Here is a 17,586-nt window from a genome sequence, read left to right on the forward strand (position 1 = left end):
TTCGGGTTTTTTTATGATTGTGAGTTACGATTAATAGAAATCAGCTCTGTTGTCCTGGATGTCTGCATCGTTTTTCAACGCCTGCATAAATCTTCCGGCATTTCCGGTAACCTGTGGCTTCAATTTATTTACGTAGTCAGTATATTTTGGAAGTGCTGGTGCTTTAACTACAGCTTTTGTAGTCAAAACATACACTCCTGCATTACCTTCGATTGGTTTTGAAATTGCTCCTGCTTTTGAAGAGAAGGCAGTTCCAACCACTTTTGGTTCAAATCCTGCACCCGGAACCGCTGGGTTTTCTAAAGTTAAATCAACTGCATTTACAACCGTTACTTTGTTTGAAGCAGCGATAGCAGCCAATGAAGCTCCGTTCATTTTGGCTTTAATCATTTCAGCTTTCTTTTTGTTTTTCAAAACATACTCCACTTGTGGTCTTGCATCTTCTACAGCCATCAATCCTTTTTCGTTTACTTTTTTCAATTTGGCAATCACGTGACCAACATTTGTTACTTCGAAACGCTTTACGTCTCCGATGTTAGTATCATCTTCAAAAGCCCATTTCACGATTTGTCTTTGATTGGTAACCGGACCGAAACCTTCATCGATTGCTTTAACCCTTACCGAAGGGTTAACAGTCAATTTGGCTTCTTTGGCTAATTTTTCAAAATCTTTACCTGATGTAGCATCCATTTCAAATTTAGTAGCCTGAGTATAGGTTTTATCATTTGTTGCTTCAGATGGTTCGATTTTATCAGCAATAGTTGCCAATTTAATCGCGTCTTGTTTGTCGGTAACATTGATTACGTGGTAACCGAATTCCGTTTCAACCAAGCCAATTTTTCCGATTGGATTATTGAAAACAAAATCATTAAACGGTTTTACCATTTGACCAGGGCCAAAATAACCTAAATCACCACCTTGTTGTGCAGAGGAATCATCAGAGTTTGACATGGCCAAAATCATGAACATTGACGGGTTAGCCAATGCCTGAGCTAATAAACCTTCAGCTTTAGCTTTGGCTTGCTCTTTGGTTCTTTTCTCTTTTTTGTTTGGAACTTGTGTTCCTTCCCAGCTGATTAAGATGTGGCTTGCTTTTGCTTTAGCTCCGGCTTTTCTTCCGATAGCTTTAGAAATACAGTAGTAGTTGCCAAACATATAAGGACCATAAACTTGTCCGTTTGCCAAACCGAATAATTGTTCAGCGTGTTCTTTTGGTAAATCCTGCTTAGCAATGTAAGTTGAATCAAAAGGGATGTCCGAATATTCGTTTACATACGCAGCAATGTCAGTCGCTGACTGGAAACTTGGAATAGTATCATTTTTACCATTTTTCATTTCAACATGAGAAGTCAATAACGAATTGATTTTGTTTTTAACTTCAGCTTCGTCTTCAGCAGATGGTTTTTCTTCGATTAGCACATATTCCAATTCACGAGATTCTTCCGATTTGAATTTTTTCTCTTTGGTTTTCATATAAGCCAAAATTTCTTCATCAGTGATTTTAACATCGCTGTCTTTGATGGTTGAGAAAGGAACTGATACAAAGTCAAAACTCACTTTGTTTGTTTCAGCTTCATATTTAAACTTACCTTCAGCTTCTGTAGTGTATAATGCACCTTTTACCAATGAATTGTAGATTTGGTATTTTGCATTCAATTCTGCGTCTTTTTCTCTCTCTTTTAACATTTGAATTCCTTCAGGGTTTGATTTGAAGTAATCCTTGAATTTGTTTACGTCAAATTTTCCTGCAGCGTTCATAAACATTTGGTTTTGTCCAATGTTTGGATCGCCTTTGAATACTTCAACGATATGTTTTTCACCAACGCGTAATCCTAATTTATCAAATTCAGCAGTAAGCAAAGCAATGTTTACTTCTTGGTTCCAAACTTGGTTTGAAGCTTGCAAAGCAGTCATCGGTTGACCATTTTGTCCGTTTTTCTCAACGTTAGCCACTTTTACTCTAAATGCTTCAAAAGGAATATCCTTCCCATTTACACTTCCTACATCTTTTGATACACTCTTAAATCCTTTGGTGAATAAATCCTGCACGACAAAAGCCAATAAAGCAAAACCTATTGCCAATAAAAGTAATCCTGAGCGTTTTCTAATTTTTGATAAAACTGCCATTTCTATATATGTTAATTTTTATTTCAGTTTGCGAAAATACAATTATCTGTGAAATAATAATACTCACCTACTTATAATTTCAACTATTTTTTGATTTTTTTTCTTAAATTAATCTATTAGTATCATTTTTACTAATTCGATTTTCTTATTCGTCGCTTCTTCGATGGTAAATCGGAAGTTTTCGATGGTAATTTGATCTCCTTTTTGCGGAATTTCTTTGGAGAAATCGACGATAAATCCACCCAAAGTGCCATAAGAATCGCTTTCCGGGATATTCAATTTATACGTTTCATTGAGGTATTCCACATCTAACCTTGTGGAAAACAGGTAAGTAACATTATCAAGTTGTTGCTCGATCAAAGCTTCGTCTGAATCATGTTCATCTTCAATTTCGCCAAAGAGTTCTTCGACGATGTCTTCGATGGTTACAATTCCCGATGTTCCACCATATTCGTCCAAAACAACGGCAACGCTTTTTCGCTTTTTTGTAAGCAAATTCATCACGTCTTTGATAAAGATGGTTTCGGGTACAAATTCAACCGGAATCATCACCGATTTTATGGTTCGCGGCTTTTTGAAAAGCTCAAACGAATGCACGTAGCCTACGATGTCATCCAAAGTATTGAGATAAACCAAAATTTTGGAATAACCGGTTTCGATAAAGAGTTCTCTCAAATCAACCACAGAGCTGTATAAATCAACGGCAACTAGTTCGGTTCTCGGTGTCATGATGTCTCTGGCTTTCACTCCCGAAAACTCCAATGCATTTTGGAAAATCTGAATTTCAGAATCGACACTTTCATGATCCTGAACCGAGTTCATTTGCTCTGTGATATAATTGCCCAATTCTACTTTGCTAAACGAAAGCGTAATCTGATCGCCTTCGGTTTTGAAAAATTTCTTCAGGATATAATCCGAAACCCAAATCATAAACGACGAAATATAATAGAACAAACGGTAGAAGAAATAAGCTGGCAGGGCAAAAAACTTCAGAAAACTGTTGGCATAAATCTGGAAAAAGACTTTGGGCAGAAATTCTGAAGTCATCAAAACGATTAAGGTTGAAAGTGACGTTTGCAGCAGCAAATTGGATAAATCGGTAAAGTGATAACCCAAAGTGACAAACCATTTCATCAGCAATTCACCCATGAAAAAACCATAAACGACCATGGCTACATTATTGCCTACGAGCATCGTGGCAATGAATTTGGATGGTTTTTCGGTAAGCTTGGTTAGGATTTTGGAAATAAAATCATCCTGTTTTTTTTCAATTTCAAGATAAATTTTATTGGAGGAAACAAAAGCGATTTCCATTCCTGAAAAAAATGCGGAAAGTATCAAACACAAGATGATTATTCCGATTTCCATAGGCTAGGGTTTTCTGTTACGCTCTTCAAATTTTCGGGCAAAATTCCTTCTGAAAAAAAACAGGAAAACACTACCTGCTGTAAAAAGAGCCATAAGAATGGCTTTGTTGGTGTCACCTTCCTGGAATTGAATAAAGGCTTCAACAGCAAAAAGGATGGCAACAATGATATAAGCGTAGGAAGTGAATTTTAAATAGTTCATAGTTATTCTGATGGTTGGACTTGTCCGGATATTTTTTGTGAGTTTACTTTTTTGAAGTCTTTACTGAAATCAATTCCTTCACCATAGGAAACTCCTTTTGGAGAAGTAAATTTAAACTTTTTTTCGGTAAAAAACCATTCATTTTTTTGATCGTAATACAATTGCTCCGTTTCGAGTATTTCTCCGTTTTGATTGGAAATTTTTACGTTACCCTGTAAGTCAATGATATTAGTCGTTTTGTGTGAAACGGCATAGTTGGCATCGATAAAAGTTTGCTTGCCGTTTTTATCAAATAAAGTCAGGTGCATGCCTTTCGGAAATTCGGTATAAGGGAATTCAACCGTGGCATAATCGAGCATTTTAGGGCTGATTAAATTGGCGGTAATCCTGCCGGAATCGGTGTATTTTAAATTAATGGAATCGGCATCTCCGCTTGGTGTAAATTCAGAAACGCTCATCTTTTGCACATCTTTGAAATTGCTTTCACACGAAACAATCATCAAACAAAATAAGATGGCCAAAAATGGGATGCTATTTCTGAAATAGGGATTCATTATTGCGCCGGAAAAGTAATGGTTTCGTTAATCCAACAACCGATGGTTACGGATTTTCCATTCATTTTTGCTGTCTTAATATCTGCAGGAGTTAAAGTTTTATTCGCCAAATCCTGTTCTATTTTATCGGAAGCCGCTTTTAATTTTGGTTCAGCAACAGTTGCTTTTTTAGCGGTTTGTATCGCTAAATAATAGATGGCTTTTTTTTCAAATTCCGTTTTACCACAGGCACTTTGGTCAGCATTAGAATAAAGTTGCGCCAGGAACAAATAAGCTCTTCCCATTTTTGGATCAGCTTTTAAGGCTTTGTTTAGGCTTTCTTTAGATTTGGTCATATCATTAGCCAATAATCCGGTGGCTAAGGTGTAATATATTTTTGCCTTTTCCTGAGGAATGGTTTCCAGGTCGGCAGATTCATTATAGAATTTGATGGCTTCCTCAAACTTTCTCTGTCTTAAGTTGGCCAATGCCATAAAGTAAGCCGATTTTGGAGTGGCTTTAACTGCGTATAGTTTTTGCGCCATGGTAATGAAAATCGGTTTTGAACTGCATCTTGCAGAAAGACTGTTTAACGCACTGGTAAGCCAGTCATTATTGTCTTTGTTCAATTCATAGCCTTTTTCATAATAGGCGGCCAAATTTTCACAAGAAGTTAAATCTTTTGCCAATGTGATAATCGCGCGTTGTGCCGTTTTATAGTCGTCTGCTTTTTCCCTTCCGTCTTGCAATTGTGTCAGCATGGAATTGGCCAAAGTGTATTTTTCTAACACATAATCGGTGGTAAATTTTTTATCTCCGGCTTTGTATTTTTCATAACACAAACTGAAATAGGTATAAATCGCATTGGCGTTATTGATGTTGCCGGTAGCTTTGGAAAAACCGCTGTCTAATAAACTTAGGATTTCTTCTTTTGCGTCAATTTTGTTGTCATGCAAAGCCATGGCTTTACTTATTTCAAAATCGGTGGTGGTTAACGGGAAATTTTTATTGTATTGGTCATACAATTTCATCACGTCTCTCACCAATGTTTCTTTTTCCTCGGCATTGGCAGCGTTGTCTATTTTATACTGAATGATTTTTACACCATCAGTATAAACGGTTTCGCTCTGCTTTGGACAATTTTTCCTCACGTTACTCCAGCTTTCAAATGCGCCTGAGAAATCTTTTGCTTTAATAAGTTCCTGATAGGCAGCGATTGTTGAAGAACAATCAAATTTTTGAGCATTGATACCTGTAATGAACAAGATACCAATAAGAGAAAAAATTGCTTTCATAATGAAAATTTTTAATCAAATTTACGCTTTACAAACCATTTATCGCTCAAGGATAAACCTACACTGATGTTAAAATAGTTTTCTTCCACCAAGTTGTAATATTTAGTGCCTCTTTTACCCATTTCAAATCCGATATCGATTTTGGAAAAAGAACCGCCTAAAGGAAGTCCAAATCCAATATTTGCAGCAAAATCATTTATCGGTTTATCCCGGAAATAGGTACTCTCGTTATTAATTACCAAACCGGTATTCTCATAACGCAATCCGGCACGATAAGTAATTCTTTTGAGATAGCTTGAATAAGAATTATAATTTGGGATGAAATAACCTCCTAAACTATATCGGGTGGCATTTTCAAAAGTCGCACCTTCAATATCAACAAATCTGTTAGAGATAACGCTGTTATTCAAAAAAGTCACTTCTCCGCCAATCAACCATTTTTTCAATTCACCAAATCCTGAGCCAAATGATAGTTTAGAAGGTAATTTGATGGTGGTATTAGGGACTGCAATAGTTTCGGTTTGAATAGGGTTAACTTCTCCACCAGGTGAAAACTGTACAACCTCAATCTTACGGGAGTTTTCCAATTTTATGCTGTGTTCCGGGGTATAAGATAAACTGCTGAAAAAAGAAAATTTCTTGTTTATTTTTGTTTGATAGGTTGCTCCAAAGTCAACATTAAAGCCCTGAGCATTTGAAGTGTTAGTTTCCTTTGATCCATATTGAACCTCGTTTTGGGTTTCCAGATTGGTTGTCTCAATGGTTCCAAAATTGTATTGCACATCAGCACCGATGTTGATTTTTTTTGTCAGTTGGTAACCAAAGCCTAAAAACACTTTGTTAACTCCGCCGATACCATTGTATCGGTTGTAAATCGTATCTGTTAGTGAATTGATTACGGGTGATTTTTTTTCAATCTTATATCCAACAGAAGAATAAGGAATAAGTCCGAAACCAATTCCTAATTTTCCAACAGGGATTCCAATAGCTAAATAATCAAAAGTGGTTCTTCTGGCCTTGGCATCATCTGTTTCAGATTTGGATTTGGTATTGCCATAAGTTCCGCCAATGGCGAAAGCAGTTAGTTTAAGACTTGCAAAATGAGCAGGATTTTGAAGGTTCAGGTGGATACTGTCCGGGAAAACAGAAAGGCTACCCATTGAACGGGTGTCTATGGTTCCTTTAAATTTGACATCTCCAATTCCGTAAAAAGAATATGGTGAAGAAGTTCCCTCTTGGGCTAAGGCAGACAATGAAATAAGTAAACAAAGGCTTACTACAATTTTTTTAATCATTTTTGATTGTATTGAAAAGTTTGGTTCAAACTTTCCAGGAGAAAATTTGAATTGGCAAATATGGTATTTTTTAATCGTTTAGCCAAAAATTCTGAGTCTCCACCCGTTAAAATTATGATAAATTTAGCGTATTGGGCTTTATACTGATTTATAAAGCCATCAATTTCAAGAGTTATGCCATTAACCACACCCGAATGTATGGATTCTTCGGTCGAATTCCCAATCACATATTCGGGATAGGCTTTGGTCAGTAAAGGTAATTTTGCTGTGAATTGATGTAAGGATTCATAACGCAAACGAATCCCCGGAGAAATTGCCCCGCCAAGATATCGATTGTCCTCATCAATAAAATCATACGTGATGCAAGTGCCGGCATCAATAACCAGTCGGTTTTGATTGGGATATTGTAAGACAGCGCCGGTAGCTAAAACCAATCGGTCAATGCCGAGGGTTTTTGGAGTAGTGTATAAATTGTCAAACGGAAAGCGGCTTTCATATGAAATAAAAAAAACTACCGCTCTTTTTTCAAAAGATAAAAAGTCATTTTTTTCTAAATTTCCAACCGAAGCCACAACAATTGATTTGATTTTGGAGTACTGAAGAAAAATAAATTCAACTTTTTCAATCAGTTCCTTTTTATCAAAAGTGATGACTTCAAAAAGGGTATTGCCTTCAAAGACAGCGGCTTTGATTCGGGTATTTCCAACATCTATTGCTAATAGCATACAAGCATATTTAATGTGGCTAAGGTACGAATAGATTTTTTTCATTATTTGTTTTGGATAAATTAAAAATCGTTCTATATTTGCACCCGCAACAACGAAAGGTATCTTAGCTCAGTTGGTAGAGCAATGGACTGAAAATCCATGTGTCCCTGGTTCGATTCCTGGAGATACCACAAAAAAACCCGAACAATCCGTTCGGGTTTTTTGTTTTTTACTACATTTAGGAAATTTATTTTATGAAATACCTAATTACGTTGCTTTTGGTTGTCATTGTAAATCATGGCTTAACTGCCCAGGTTAAGCGCAATCATGGCGGCAGGCTTTTTTCTGATGTAGATGTTTATCTTACAGACGGCACAATGGTAAATGGGGCAGTCGCACAACCTATTGAAATCTATGCTGAGACGATTTCGGTTAAAATCAATAACAAAAAAAATAAGACTTACGATAAAGCTGAAGTCTCAAAGTTGGTTTTCAAAGTAGCCGGAAGCGAAATGGTCTATGTAAAACTAAAACATGACCATGCTGCGATGTATGAAAAGAAAGATGATGAAATTTTTGTCCGGGAATTTATAAAAGGAAAAGAAAGCCTTTATTATGGCACTAATTCGGGTTATGAAATTAAAAAAAGAAAGTCAACGTTGGTAAATGATACCAATCTTTGGTTTTGTAAAAGCGAAAACGAAGCAATCTTGAATTTGCTTTACGCCGATACAACGTCAGATGAAACAACAGCCTTGTATGAGCAAAATGCCAAAAAGCATTTCAATTCCCAGGAAATTGTCGGTTATATTGCGAAAGCAAATTACGAAGCGCTCACGGAATACCTAAAACAATTTAACGCAAAATAGACATGAAAAGACTTTTTATTATTTTACCATTTGTATTTTTTACAACCTTTACAGCTTTGGCACAAAAGGATAAAGTGAATGCTAATTTCGGGATTAAGGATGCCACCATTTACTTGTTGGATGGCGAAACCTTTACCGGAGAATTGGACTTTCCGCTTTCTTTGGATGTGACCAAAATTAAGGCCAAAGGAAAAGAGAAGCATACCTGGAAAGTGGAAGAAATCGATAAGGTAATTTATCAGACTACTGCCGGAACTCCTATTGAATATTATGTTTTGCCATTGTACAAGGACGGTTCTGATAAAATAAAAAAAGATAAAGTATTGGTGCAATTGGTTATGAAAGGGAAAACAAATCTGTATATGAGTTCTTATGCCGGCGGAGGCGGATTTGGGCCGGGAATGAATTATTATTGCAAAAGGGAAAACGAACCAGCTTTGACTTTTCTTCATGTGGATACAAGAGGCATAGGTTTTGGTGCCTTTTTCAAAAAATATGCACCGGTTTATTTTGCCGATAACAGTGCCATTGTAAGCAAAATTAAAAGCGGACAATACACCGGTAAAAACTTCATAGAAATGGTAACAGAGTACAATGCCGTAAAATAATTTTAATTAGCATAATGATAAAATCCGTCACTGAAAAGCTGACGGTTTTTCATTTTCCCTCATTCCAAAACCCAAAATCCCACTCAAAATTGCATTTAACATAAAAATAAGAGTTGGATTGTAAAATTTTCACTAAAATTGACAGCTTTTTATAATAAAACATTACAATGAAATTTAAACCAACTTTTGTCCTTTTACTTTTATCGTGTTTTTCCGTTGTAGCCCAACAAAAAATAACTGTTGAAGAAATTTACGCAGGTGCTTTCAGGGCACAAGGCATGGATGCTCTGGAGTCAATGCAGACAACCAATCAGTATACTGTTCTTAACTTCGACAGGGCTTCGGGTAGCAGCCAAATTGATTTATACGATTTTGCCACTTTGAAAAAGGTTGCCACATTGATTGATACTAAAAATCATGCGGCCTTAAAAGGAATTGATGCTTATACTTTCAATGCCAATGAAACCAAAATCCTCATTGCCAATAATTCCAATAAAATCTACAGGCATTCCTTTACCGCAGATTATTTTGTATACGATATCGCGACCAAGGAATTGACAAAACTTTTCGATTTCCAAATTCAGGAACCAACCTTTTCACCCGATGGCAGTAAGATAGCTTACGCCAGAGAGAACAATCTGTTCGTTTATGATTTGGCTTCCAAAACATCCACCCAAATTACTACGGATGGCAAAAAAAACAGCATCATCAATGGAATTACGGATTGGGTTTATGAAGAAGAGTTTAATGATCCGAGTTCGCCTAAAGGAAAAGCTTTTATCCGAGCCTTCGACTGGAGTCTTGACAGTAAAAAATTAGCATTCATCCGTTTTGACGAAAGCCAGGTGCCGGAGTTTTCAATGAATATTTATAAAAAATCATTGTATCCGGAGGTTGAAACCTTCAAATATCCGAAAGCGGGTGAGAAAAACTCAATTGTGTCATTGCATTTATATGATATCAATTCGAAAGCAGTAAAAGAAGTGAATCTTGGAAACTACAACGACTTCTACATTCCAAGAATGAAATGGACAAATGATGCCAATGTGCTATCGGCACAAATTTTAAACCGCCACCAAAACAATTTAGACTTACTTTTTATCGACGGGACAACCGGAGCTGCGAAAGTGGTTTTAAATGAAAAAGACAAAGCTTATGTGGATATTACAGATAACCTGACTTTCCTAAAAGACAACAGCTTTATCTGGAGCGCTGAAAGATCAGGTTACAATCACCTTTACCTGTATGACAAAACCGGAAAGCTGAAAAATCAAATCACCAAAGGCAACTGGGAAATAACTTCTTTCTATGGTTTTGATGAAAAAACAAAAACAATTTTCTATCAATCAGTAGAAAATGGGTCGACCATCAGAGACGTATTCCGAATTGGTTTGGATGGAAAAAATAAAGTGAAGTTATCACAACAGGTTGGAAGCAATGCCGCGACTTTTAGTCCGAACTTTCAATTTTTCATCAATAACTATTCGAGCACAACGCAACCGGCAACTTATACTTTAAATAGTGCCAAAGACGGAAAACAAATCCAGTCTATTGTTGATAATAAGGCTTTGGCCGAAAAAGTAAAAAACTACAATTTACCGGTTAAAGAATTTTTCGAACTGACCACAGAAAAAGGAATCAAGTTGAATGCCTGGATGCTGAAGCCAAAAGATTTTGATGCCACCAAAAAATATCCGGTTTTTATGTACCAATATTCAGGACCGGGCGATCAAAAAGTGACCAACAAATGGAATACTGCCGATGATTATTGGTTTATGATGCTGACACAACAAGGTTATATCGTAGCTTGTGTGGATGGAAGAGGAACGGGTTACAAAGGTGCAGAATTTAAAAAATGTACCCAAAACCAATTGGGTAAACTCGAAGTAGAAGACCAAATCGATGCGGCAAAAGTTATCGGGAATTATGCCTATGTAGATAAAGCCAGAATCGGCATCTTTGGCTGGTCTTATGGCGGATTTATGAGCAGCAATTGTATCCTTAAAGGAGCAGATGTATTCAAAATGGCGATTGCGGTTGCTCCGGTAACCAACTGGCGTTTTTATGACAGCATTTACACCGAAAGATATTTACAGACACCACAGGAAAATGCGGCTGGTTATGATGAGAATTCACCAATCAACCATGTGAGCAAGCTAAAAGGGAAATTCCTTTTGATTCACGGATCGGGTGATGACAATGTACACGTTCAAAACAGCATGCAGATGATTGAGGCTTTGGTGCAGGCCAACAAGCAATTTGACTGGGCGATTTATCCTGATAAGGCACACGGCATTTCGGGTGGGAAAACCCGAGTGCAGCTGTACAATAAAATGACCGCTTTTATCAAAGAGAATTTGTAAATGAACCAACATCAGTTTTATCTAATAACAGAGTTTTTAATTTCCTTTATTGGAGGCTTTTTATTAGTGGCAATCTGGTTGGTCGTTCAAAATAAGTTTAAAGAAAAACTAACTACCGAAATTCCTATCAAACGATTTGATAATGGGCTTTTGTTTCTTAGTTTTTCTGTTTTTGTCTGGGCGTTTTCGCCTTTGTTGATACTGGGTTTTATGACGTTTAAAGTGAACAATTGGATTACTTTAATCAGTCAGAACATGTGCTCAATCTTAAATTCATTGTTTTTAATTTTGGCCTTGTTTTACTTTGACAATTCGCCAAAGTATCTTTATAACAACAAAAAGAGCACCACAAGGATATTGCTTTTTTTTATAGGACTTTCGGTCGTTTCTTTAGTATTAGCGCTGTTCTTTGGTGAAACCATCAACACCTATGGCTTCCGTTTCAATACGATACCCGATTTGATATTGTCGGGCATATTGACTTGGTTTTTGATCCTTTCCTTTTATCGGACGTTTTACAATCGAAACATGAAAAGTGTGGCGCTCATAGCGGTGTTGAGTATCATTGTTTTATTCATTACCCAAGTCCCTTACGTTTTTAACTTTGAATCCTATTCTTTTCAAATAGATTTGGCCAAACTAATCAGCAAAACAACACTCATATTTGTTTTTTTGGTTTTAGGAACGAGCTGGGTTTTAGAGTTGTCCCAATTGCCCGAAGCCACCACGATGAAAATCAATTTCACCAATTGGAATGTAATTGTTTTGTCCATACCTTCAAAAAACATCATCAATCAAACAATAGAATTTGGGAATAAAACTACCCAGTTCAACAATCTCCTAAAATTTGCCATCAGAAGGAAATTTGCCTCTGAAGAAAGTATGTGTATTGAAGTTTTTAATGGCGGTGAGATTGTAAGCCAAACCTATTTGAGCAGGATAATTGACAATATAAATGCTATTTTAGAACTCGAAAACGATGCTAAAATACATCGGAATGACTTTTTTACCTTTATCGGCCAAGCCAAATACAGACTTCGTTTTTTGCCCGACTGTATTGAGATAAATAATTCGCTACTCCTTGAATTTACTGGTAATATTGACAATGGTCAGTATAAGGAATTCATCTAAAACCCTAAATTTTGTCCAGTAACAATTAGTCACAAAAGGTTATTTTTTGTGAATTGATATTGTACCTCACGTATTGTTTGGAAATTGTTTGTATTTTGCACTGGTAAATACTAAAACTTTAACAAACCAAAACAATAATTATGAGTGACACTACAGTAAAAACAGGACATCCAAAAGGACTTTGGGTATTATTCGGAACCGAAATGTGGGAAAGGTTCAACTTCTACGGAATGCGTGCCATCCTGACATTATTCCTCGTAAATTCCTTAATGATGAAAGAAGAAGAAGCATCCATTATTTATGGAGGTTTTCTTGGCCTTTGTTATTTGACCCCAATGTTAGGAGGATTTATTTCTGATAGATTCTTTGGAAACAGAAATTGCATCCTTTTGGGCGGAATGATGATGGCAGTTGGACAATTGCTATTGTTTACCAGCGCCAGCGTATTCGGAACAAACATAGGTTTGGCCAATACTTTAATGTGGACCGCTTTAGGGGTTATTATTTTTGGTAACGGTTTCTTCAAACCGAATATTTCCTCAATGGTAGGAAGTTTATATCCAAAACAAGAGAAAACAAAATTAGATACAGCGTTTACCATTTTCTACATGGGTATCAATATCGGAGCTTTCCTGGGTCAGTTTATCTGTCCTATTGTAGGTGACGTAAAAGATGCCGGTGGAATCAGAGACGTACACGCTTTCAAATGGGGATTCCTTGCGGCTGCCTGTGCGATGATTATCGGAACAGCTGTGTTTTATTTCCTTAAAAATAAATATGTGGTAACTCCGGAAGGAAAACCAATCGGTGGATTGCCATCAGGAAACGATGCAGGTGATTATGAAGAAGGAGAATCTCAAAAAGCACATTTTACAATGGGTTCTGTTGGAACTGCGATTGCGGCTTTTGTTGGTTTGTTCTTCATTTTCAATTATTTTACCGATGGTGATAATGTGGTGAAAACCATTATTTATCCAATCATTTATTCGAGTGGAATTTCATTGGCCTTATTGATTTTATTGGATAAAACGTTGACCAAAGTAGAAACGCAAAGAATCTGGGTAATCTACATCATGTCATTCTTCATTATCTTCTTCTGGGCAGCATTTGAGCAGGCTGGTTCTTCGTTAACTTTTATTGCCGATAACCAAACAGACAGAAACTTCTTTGGCTGGAATATGCCACCATCGATGGTGCAAATCTTCAACGGATTGTTCGTAGTAGCATTTGCGTTCCCATTCAGTATGTTGTGGGATAAATTAAGAGCCAATGGAAGAGAGCCAATTTCTACCGTAAAACAATCGGTTGGTTTGGCCTTAATCGCCTTGAGTTATTTCATCATTGCACACAATGTAAAAGATTTAGGAAACAGCGGATTATTAGCCATCTATTGGTTGATTTTATTGTACTTAATTCAAACCTTCGGTGAGTTGTGTTTGTCTCCAATCGGATTGTCATTGGTTGGTAAATTGTCACCAAAACGTTTTGCTTCTTTGGCTTACGGAGTATTCTTTATTTCGAATGCTGCAGGTTATGCCTTGTCAGGAACTTTGGGTTCTATCTTACCGGCGACAGGGGATAAATTCTTAAAAGCAAAAGAATTGGGAATTGACCTGCAAGGTGTATTAGACAAATCAGTTGTAGCAACTCCGGAACAATTAAAATTATTGGCTGATAACCAAATCAGTGATCACTATCCTGTATTTGCAGGTTTTGAAATTCACAACTTATATGAGTTCTTTATGGTGTTCGTAGTACTTTGTGGTATTGCGTCTATTATATTGTTCTTATTGACACCGGTAATCAAGAAAATGATGCACGGTGTGAGATAATCGCATTTTAAATTATATCTTTCAAACCTACAAGAAACCCTTGTGGGTTTGTTTTTTAAATCAAAAAATTATGTGGAAAAGTCATCCTAAAGCACTGCCTTATTTGTTTTTATCCGAAATGTGGGAGCGATTCGGTTATTATTTAATGATTGGAATCTTTACCTTATATCTCAAAGATGTTGAGGCCGGATTTGCCATGACCGAAAAAGAAGCCTCCGATTTGTACGGAACTTTTATTGCCTTGGTTTTCTTGACGCCTTTTTTGGGTGGTTTGATTGCCGATCGTTATCTGGGGTATAAAAAATCAATTGTCATTGGTGGATTAATGATGGGCTTGGGGTATATGATGATTGGGATTCACAATCTTACGATGCTCTATGTTTCCATGACTTTGGTCATTGTTGGTAATGGATTTTTCAAACCCAATATTTCAACATTATTAGGGAATTTCTATAATGATGAAAAATACAAAGATAAAAAGGATGAAGGCTATAACATTTTCTATATGGGAATCAATGTTGGGGCTTTCATTTGTAATTTCTTTGGTGCCGCACTGAAAATCCTTTTTGGATGGCAGGAAGCCTTTATGGCGGCAGGCGTCGGGATGTTTATTGGAGTGATTGTATTTATGCTCGGCAGCAAACATTACGGAGATAAAACAGAGAAAAAAGGAGTGCAGGAAGGCGATATGCCATTTTACAAAATTGTTTTATTTATTCTTTTTCCTTCCATCATTTTTGGGGTAATTGGTTGGTTTTTGAAAGGAGTGCAATCGGAGGCTAATCCTGATTGCGCCATATTTGGTTCGGATAGTACCGATGCTTTTATCTTTGCCTGTATCCCGGTGATTTTCTTTTACGGAAGTTTATATTTCAAAGCTAAGGTCGAAGACAAAAGGCCAATCGGAGCATTGTTGGCCATCTTTGGTGTGGTGATTTTGTTCTGGGCCGTATTCAAATTAAATGGTTCAGCACTCAACAATTGGGGGGATAAATATACCGATAGAGAATTAACAGGAACTACCCAGGTAGTCGCATCTAAATTGGTACAAGCCGATACTTTAACTTATAAAAAGGATTCAGTGGCTTTGTATGATGAAGCTTTCCGAATCCAGAAAAAAGATGGTGAAGTAATAAAAACAGTCGATTATCCTTTGTATTTCAGAAATGTCCACAAAGAGAAATTGCCTGAAGAAGGAAGCAAAATATTTACATGGTCTGCCAATTTGAGTCAGTCTATCAATCCGGGTTGGGTGATTATCTTAACGCCATTGGTAGTGGCCTTTTTTACCTTTTTACGAAGCAGGAAAAAAGAACCGAGTACGCCAACTAAGATTGCTTTCGGATTGTTAATTTCAGCGTTATCGGTTCTCGTGATGGTAGCAGCGGTTCATATTGGCAACAACGGAACCGAAAAAGTTTCCGTTTGGTGGCTAATTGCCAATTATGGTGTCATCACTATTGGAGAATTATTACTCAGCCCGATGGGATTGTCTGTAGTTTCTAAATTAAGCCCAAAAAACATTACCTCACTGATGATGGGCGGATGGTTTTTGTCCACTTCAATCGGGAATAAAATGTCAGGTGTTTTAGCCAGTTTATGGGATACCTATGATGACAAAGCCAATTTCTTTTGGATCAATTTCTGCTTGCTGATATTTGCAACCTTATTGATGTTTGCTTTGCTGAAACAGTTGAATAAAGTAATGAAAGAAAAAGGAATCAACTAATATGGAAACAAATCAAACACTGGAACAAATCAGGAATTTTAAAGGCGCTTATCCAAAGCAACTTTGGTATTTGTTTTTCTCCGAAATGTGGGAACGTTTCAGCTTTTATGGAATGCGAGGCATGTTGGTGGTATTCATGGTTTCTCAATTGGGAATGGATGATAAAGCTTCCCAACTTCAATATGGTGCCACACAAGCCTGGGTTTATGCCTTTACGTTTATTGGTGGTTTGTTTGCAGATAAAATTTTAGGGCTTAGAAAATCACTTTTTTGGGGCGGTTTGCTCATGATTGTCGGCAGTGTTATTTTGGCAGTCAACCCAAAGGAATTCTTCTTTTTAGGGATTAGTTTTACCATCGTCGGGACAGGTTTTTTTAAACCTAATATTTCTTCTATGGTTGGGCAATTGTACCATGACGGAGACACGCGTCGCGATGCCGGATTCTCTTTGTTTTATGCTGGGGTTAACCTCGGGGCTTTGATTGGCGGATACATCTGTATTGCTGTGGCAGAAGGGTCGATGATGTCTTCTTTTGTTCCTGAAAATTTGCGTTGGAATTATGCTTTTGGCTTTGCTTCTGTGGTAATGTTCATTAGCTTATTGACATTTACACAAACACAAAAAAGCTTAGGCGACATAGGGTTGTCACCATTGGCTAATCTTGAAGTCAATAAAAGGAAGACTTTCGAAATCATTACTTATATCGTTTCACTGGCGTTTGTCCCGGTGGTTATTTTGATGGTGGCAAACACACTCTACACGGATTATTTTATGATGATTATTGGGCCGGCTTCCATTTTGTATTTGTTTTATGAGATGCGTAATTTTTCGGCTGTTGAGAATAAAAAATTGCTGGCTGCTTTAGTATTTATTATTTTTTCTATTTTCTTTTGGGCATTTTTTGAGCAGAGTGGCGGTTCCTTGAGTCTGTTTGCACTAAATAATCTGAACAACGATTTATTAGGTGTCGAAGTTAGTCCGAACGGGGTTAATAATTCAGCCAACTCATTGTTTGTGATTATATTCGCGGCATTAGTCGGGATTGTTTGGATATGGATGTCAAAAAGAAGAATTGAGCCAAATACAATTATCAAATTCGGATTAGGATTCTTGTTCCTGGCCGGCGGTTTCTGGATTTTTTATTATACTAAATTCTTTGCAGGTGCCGATGGCAAAACATCTTTAAACTTATTTACGGTAGGTTGGTTTGTCATCACTTTTGGAGAGCTTTGTTTGTCACCAATCGGAATGAGTGCCATGACCAAATTGTCACCACAAAAAACGCAGGCCGTGATTATGGGAATGTGGTTTTTGGCAAGTGCCTATGGTCAGTATTTCGCTGGATTATTGGGTGCCAATATTGCAGAGGCTTCCGAAAATTCTTCAAATTTGGAAAAGTTAAATGTGTATGCCGATGGATATGAACAATTGGCTTTATATGCCTTAATCGCTGGTTTACTGATGATTTTGATTTCACCTTTGGTAAAAAAATTGATGCAGGATGTAAAATAGGTGACATTATTTGGT

General features: G+C 36.9%; 14 protein-coding genes and 1 tRNA gene. 8 read left to right on the forward strand and 7 right to left on the reverse strand.

Going from position 1 to position 17,586, the window contains the following annotated elements:
* Nucleotides 1-30 precede the first annotated feature (30 nt).
* The 7 genes from P1K33_RS09855 to P1K33_RS09885 form a co-directional block, all read right to left on the reverse strand.
* The gene (locus tag P1K33_RS09855; RefSeq protein ID WP_284652789.1) at nucleotides 31-2,127 is read right to left on the reverse strand and encodes a peptidylprolyl isomerase; all 2,097 of its coding nucleotides are present in this window, start codon (nucleotides 2,125-2,127) and stop codon (nucleotides 31-33) included.
* A gap of 108 nt (nucleotides 2,128-2,235) precedes the next feature.
* Nucleotides 2,236-3,495, reverse strand: a complete 1,260-nt coding sequence (locus P1K33_RS09860) for a hemolysin family protein (protein ID WP_284652790.1) — start codon at nucleotides 3,493-3,495, stop codon at nucleotides 2,236-2,238.
* A 3-nt stretch (nucleotides 3,496-3,498) separates the two neighbouring features.
* On the reverse strand, nucleotides 3,499-3,696 hold the full coding sequence (locus P1K33_RS09865) for a hypothetical protein (RefSeq protein ID WP_284652791.1): 198 nt from the start codon (nucleotides 3,694-3,696) through the stop codon (nucleotides 3,499-3,501).
* A gap of 2 nt (nucleotides 3,697-3,698) precedes the next feature.
* Nucleotides 3,699-4,250, reverse strand: coding sequence for an LPS export ABC transporter periplasmic protein LptC (lptC, locus tag P1K33_RS09870; protein WP_284652792.1), 552 nt, complete (start codon nucleotides 4,248-4,250; stop codon nucleotides 3,699-3,701).
* Nucleotides 4,250-5,524, reverse strand: coding sequence for a tetratricopeptide repeat protein (locus tag P1K33_RS09875; protein ID WP_284652793.1), 1,275 nt, complete (start codon nucleotides 5,522-5,524; stop codon nucleotides 4,250-4,252). Before P1K33_RS09875 ends, lptC begins: the two co-directional genes overlap by 1 nt.
* A gap of 11 nt (nucleotides 5,525-5,535) precedes the next feature.
* The gene (bamG, locus tag P1K33_RS09880) at nucleotides 5,536-6,819 is read right to left on the reverse strand and encodes a BamG family beta-barrel-assembly machinery protein (RefSeq protein ID WP_284652794.1); all 1,284 of its coding nucleotides are present in this window, start codon (nucleotides 6,817-6,819) and stop codon (nucleotides 5,536-5,538) included.
* On the reverse strand, nucleotides 6,816-7,544 hold the full coding sequence (locus tag P1K33_RS09885; protein WP_284652795.1) for a type III pantothenate kinase: 729 nt from the start codon (nucleotides 7,542-7,544) through the stop codon (nucleotides 6,816-6,818). Before P1K33_RS09885 ends, bamG begins: the two co-directional genes overlap by 4 nt.
* A gap of 100 nt (nucleotides 7,545-7,644) precedes the next feature.
* On the opposite strand from P1K33_RS09885, the gene P1K33_RS09890 reads away from it, so the two are divergent.
* The 8 genes from P1K33_RS09890 (at nucleotide 7,645) to P1K33_RS09925 (ending at nucleotide 17,571) form a co-directional block, all read left to right on the forward strand.
* Nucleotides 7,645-7,717, forward strand: a tRNA-Phe gene (locus P1K33_RS09890).
* 63 nt (nucleotides 7,718-7,780) lie between these two features.
* Entirely contained in the window at nucleotides 7,781-8,395 is a 615-nt protein-coding gene (locus P1K33_RS09895; protein WP_284652796.1) for a hypothetical protein, read from the forward strand.
* A 2-nt stretch (nucleotides 8,396-8,397) separates the two neighbouring features.
* Nucleotides 8,398-9,003 (forward strand): hypothetical protein, encoded by a 606-nt coding sequence (locus P1K33_RS09900; RefSeq protein ID WP_284652797.1) that lies wholly within the window; start codon nucleotides 8,398-8,400, stop codon nucleotides 9,001-9,003.
* A 167-nt stretch (nucleotides 9,004-9,170) separates the two neighbouring features.
* On the forward strand, nucleotides 9,171-11,366 hold the full coding sequence (locus P1K33_RS09905) for a S9 family peptidase (protein WP_284652798.1): 2,196 nt from the start codon (nucleotides 9,171-9,173) through the stop codon (nucleotides 11,364-11,366).
* Complete coding sequence (locus P1K33_RS09910; protein ID WP_284652800.1) at nucleotides 11,367-12,497, forward strand: hypothetical protein; 1,131 nt, start codon at nucleotides 11,367-11,369, stop codon at nucleotides 12,495-12,497. It abuts the gene before it with no gap.
* A gap of 140 nt (nucleotides 12,498-12,637) precedes the next feature.
* Nucleotides 12,638-14,329: a peptide MFS transporter gene (locus P1K33_RS09915; protein ID WP_284652801.1), complete on the forward strand. Its 1,692-nt coding sequence runs from the start codon at nucleotides 12,638-12,640 to the stop codon at nucleotides 14,327-14,329.
* Nucleotides 14,330-14,399: 70 nt separating this feature from the next.
* Nucleotides 14,400-16,058 (forward strand): peptide MFS transporter, encoded by a 1,659-nt coding sequence (locus tag P1K33_RS09920; RefSeq protein WP_284652802.1) that lies wholly within the window; start codon nucleotides 14,400-14,402, stop codon nucleotides 16,056-16,058.
* Nucleotide 16,059: 1 nt separating this feature from the next.
* On the forward strand, nucleotides 16,060-17,571 hold the full coding sequence (locus P1K33_RS09925) for a peptide MFS transporter (protein ID WP_284652803.1): 1,512 nt from the start codon (nucleotides 16,060-16,062) through the stop codon (nucleotides 17,569-17,571).
* Nucleotides 17,572-17,586 lie beyond the last annotated feature (15 nt).

This window comes from Flavobacterium terrisoli, assembly GCF_030167905.1.
GTDB classification, from domain to species: Bacteria; Bacteroidota; Bacteroidia; order Flavobacteriales; family Flavobacteriaceae; genus Flavobacterium; species Flavobacterium terrisoli.